4 protein-coding genes are annotated in these 4,101 nt (G+C 48.7%); all 4 read right to left on the bottom strand.

The genetic code is table 11. The features are described from left to right. Positions 1 to 108: 108 nt before the first annotated feature. On the bottom strand, positions 109 to 846 hold the full coding sequence (locus tag AOQ29_RS05490; protein ID WP_061993506.1) for a 3-oxoacyl-ACP reductase: 738 nt from the start codon (positions 844 to 846) through the stop codon (positions 109 to 111). Next, a complete protein-coding gene (locus AOQ29_RS05485; protein WP_061993505.1) occupies positions 846 to 1,403 on the bottom strand; it encodes a QueT transporter family protein in 558 nt (185 codons plus the stop codon). The genes AOQ29_RS05490 and AOQ29_RS05485 overlap by 1 nt, the downstream gene beginning before the upstream one ends. Positions 1,404 to 1,531: 128 nt before the next feature. Continuing rightward, positions 1,532 to 2,821, bottom strand: coding sequence for an RNA polymerase sigma factor RpoD (rpoD, locus tag AOQ29_RS05480; protein WP_179948358.1), 1,290 nt, complete (start codon positions 2,819 to 2,821; stop codon positions 1,532 to 1,534). An 8-nt stretch (positions 2,822 to 2,829) separates the two neighbouring features. Further along, positions 2,830 to 4,101: toprim domain-containing protein (locus AOQ29_RS08100; RefSeq protein WP_242977407.1), on the bottom strand; the 1,272-nt coding region annotated here is incomplete at its 5' end.

Here is a 4,101-nt window from a genome sequence, read left to right as displayed (position 1 = left end):
GAATTTTCCATTGCACAATTCCTTTCTCATACTTTCATCTAAGTCTAGTTTAAAACAAAAGACCCCTCGGTTTCAAACCGAAAGGGTCTTTTCAAACAAATTATAAAATTAATGACCGAGAGTCCAGCCGCCATCGATTGGGACAACTGCCCCACTCAGATAAGTCGCCTGCTGTGACGTCAAATACAAAGTCAAATCAGCAACTTCCTGAGCCTGGGCCCACCGTTTGGCGGGTATTTGGTCAGCAACCTGCTTGGCCATCTTTCCCTCACCAGCAAAGTCGGCCGCATTCATCGGCGTCTCAATTGCCCCGGGGGCAATCGCGTTAACGACGATCCCGGCCTTGGCGTAATCCAGGGCCACCTGCTTAGTCAATCCAACCAAGGCGTGCTTGGCCATCGTGTAGGCCGCACCGCCGCCACCAGCCTGGTAACCGGCAATCGAGGCCATATAGACAATCTTGCCTTGGCCAGCTTCAACCATCTTGGGCAAAATCGCCTTGGTCAAGACAATGGCCGGGGTCAAATTAACGGCCAGAACGTGGTCGATGGTCGCCATTGACTGGTCCAATAGGGGCTGAAAGGCATCCAAGATTCCTGCGGTATTTAAGAAAATATCGAAGGTCACGGACTCCGTCAAAACTTCAGCCATTTTATCCAGTTCTGACCGATCACCAAGGTCCACCTGGCACTTGACAAGGTTCGGATGGTCATAGTCAATGACCTGCTGGTCAACGGCATAGACGGTCGCACCGGCCTCGAGGTAGGTTTTCATTTGGCAAAAACCGATACCTGAGGCGGCACCGGTTACTAATACTTTTTGGTTATGGTAGTCTTGATCAATCATTATTTCTTCAAGTCCACTACTTTTGAAAGAGCGTAAATCACGATTCCGCCGACAACCAATGAAACAAATTCCCCTGGTACCAATGAAACGTAGTATGACAACCAGTTGGCCAACCATGATGATGTTGCATGGTCAGGCGCAAAGTTTCCATGGGCATGGATGGCAAAGGCGAAGGTAAATTCAGCCGCCAAAATGGCCATCCCAATCGTCAAAACCACCACCGTTGAGATGAAAATCTTAACCAATGGTCGGTCAATCTTCTTCGTCAACAAGTAAGTAATCCCAGTCATGATGACCGTGCCCAAGGTTCCAAAGACCCAGTCAATCCAACCCAAGGGTGAAATCATGTTGGCGATTAAAACCCCGAGGCCCAAGGCCAAGACATAGCGCTTGTTCCAGGCTGAAAGGTGGTTCAACCCCTCTGATAACCGCAATTGGACGGGGCCAAAGCCGATTGGCGCCACTAACATCGTGATGGCAGCATACAAAGCGGCCACCACGGCCGTCAAGGTCAGACTGAAGGTCTTGGAAACAGTTTGGTTCTTAAAGTTATTCATTTGGTACTCCTAGTTTTGATTAAGCGGGATGGTAGATGAACCGCTAAGGGATATAGTTTTGGGTAAAGCCTTTGACATTAAAAAAGTCCGACAAAGTCGGAACTTTTTAAAGACAAATATAATAGTGCTTAGTTTTCGTCCATGAAGTCCTTCAAATGCTTTGAACGGGAAGGATGGCGCAACTTCCGCAAGGCCTTGGCTTCAATTTGACGAATTCGTTCACGGGTAACACCGAAGACCCGACCAACTTCTTCCAAAGTTCGTGTCCGACCATCTTCCAAACCGAAGCGCAAACGCAAAACGTTTTCTTCTCGGTCAGTCAAGGTATCCAAAACGGATTCCAACTGGTCGCGCAACATTTCGTAAGCCGCTGAATCGGCTGGTGAAATTGCTTCGTTATCTTCGATGAAGTCACCCAAGTGAGAGTCATCCTCTTCACCAATTGGTGTTTCCAATGAAACGGGTTCTTGAGCAATCTTCAAGATTTCACGAATCTTGTCAGCAGTCAAATCCATTTCAGCCCCGATTTCTTCAGGGATTGGTTCACGACCAAGGTCTTGGAGCAATTGACGTTGGATCCGAATCAACTTGTTAATCGTTTCCACCATGTGAACCGGTACCCGGATTGTCCGGGCTTGGTCGGCAATGGCACGTGTAATGGCCTGACGAATCCACCAGGTTGCATAAGTTGAGAACTTAAATCCCTTGGTGTAATCAAACTTGTCGACGGCCTTCATCAGACCCATGTTACCTTCTTGGATCAAGTCCAAGAATTGCATTCCACGACCGACGTAACGCTTAGCGATGGAAACAACCAAACGCAAGTTGGCTTCGGCCAATTCTTGCTTGGCTTCTTCATCACCAGCTTCGATTCGCTTTGACAACTCGATTTCTTCGTCACCCTGCAAAAGGTTAACGCGACCGATTTCCTTCAAATACATCCGGACAGGATCGTTGATCTTAATTCCTGATGTATCTTCAGCGTTGTCGAGTTCATCCTTAGAAGGCTTGTTTTGCTTTGCTTGCAAAACTTCTGGTGCTGGTTCCCCGGCTTCGTCAACAATGGCGATTCCGGCATCTTCAACCTTTTCCATCAAACGTTCGATGTTTTCAGTATCCAAATGGAATGGTTCAGCAATCTTAGTTGATAATTCGCTATACTTGATTTGCTTAGCAGGCTTGTATTCCTTCAGCAATTCACGGACAGCCTTGTCATAGGCAGCCGACTTCATTGGTCCAGACTTCTTAGCGGACTTCTTCACCGGTTGCTTGGCAATTTCAGCTGCTTCTTCCGGGGTCTTTCCTTCGGCCAAAGCTAAAAGCTCTGCCTTGCGGGCCCGGCCATGATAAGCGATACCTTGGGCATCAAGGTAGTCTTTAATTTCGGAAATTTTACTTGAACTTGAAATTTTTGCCATTTTATCTCCTATTTATGGGAATACGTTCTCTTGAGATTAATTATTTCGGTAGTGATTTGAATGATTGCCGCATTATCGTGCTGGTTGCGCGCCAATGACAATTTCTTGTCCAACGTCGCCATTTGGCTCTCATAGGGGGCATCCTTTAAAATCACCCGCAAGTAATCATCAACCGCATCCCGTTGAACTTCTAGTGTACCAAATTCTCGGTCAATTGCCATGACTTTTTGGTTTAAATCGGGCTTTTGGACAAAGTCCAAGAACCCGGCCAAATCAAAGTCCGGCCCAGCTTGTTGCTGGTAGGCTTCAAAGAGCATCATCAACAGCTGGTATTCGGGATGAACAAAGGCAAAGTCCGGCAGACTTTTGACATAAGTCAGCATCGCCGGTGACTTAATCATCGCCATTAACAAGCCCTGTTCTGCCCGCTCGACCCGGGTCAGGGTTGAATCAAATTGTTGGACGGGTGCAGTTGCCAAGTACGGTTGGCTACCACCTGAATTACCCTCTTCTGGTTGCCAGGCCGGTAGGTCGTTATCCGACCATCCCGACGGTGCCACCCAGTCACTCGGCTGGTCAAAGTTTTGGGAACCTGTCTCAACCGGCCCCTGGCTGGGTTGATTTTCTTGGTAAGCCTGGAATTCGGACTGCAAGGCCGCTAGGTCAGACCCGTAGTCTTCGCTAAAGTGCCGTAAAAAGTAATCCTGTTCCACCGGACTGGCCACTGCCAGAATTGGCCAGGCTTCCTTTAAGAAGTCCAGGTACGCCGCCTGGTTTTCGAGGTTCTTACCGTTTTTGGCGGCTTGAATCAAAAACTCGGTGGGTGTCAAAACGCCATCATCCAAGGCCGCTTTGAGGGCCTCAACCCCCTGTTCGCGCCGGACTTCATCCGGATCACGACCATCGGGCAAGGAAATCACCCCAATTTCGACTTGGGGAGCCTGTTGGCGAATCAAAGGAATTGACCGCTTCGCCGCCTTTTGACCAGCCGCATCGCCATCGTAGACCAATAAAATCCGGTCCGTGATTTTGGCCAGGTCTTTGACATGGGTTTCGGTCAAAGCCGTTCCCATTGTCGCCACGGCTCCTTCGGCTCCGGCGATAGTGGCCGAAATCACATCCATAAATCCTTCGAAAATCATCGCTGGTTGACCCGCCCGGATTGGTCCCCGGGCTTGGTCAAAGTTATAGAGCAGATGTCCCTTATTAAAGAAGGGACTTTCCGGCGAATTCATATACTTAGCTGGATTATTGGGGTCAAGTGACCGACCAGAAAAGCC

This window comes from Fructobacillus ficulneus, assembly GCF_001047075.2.
Taxonomy (GTDB): Bacteria; Bacillota; Bacilli; order Lactobacillales; family Lactobacillaceae; genus Fructobacillus; species Fructobacillus ficulneus.
Note: the sequence above shows the minus strand (reverse complement) of the source record. Positions and strands in the feature narration are given on the sequence as shown.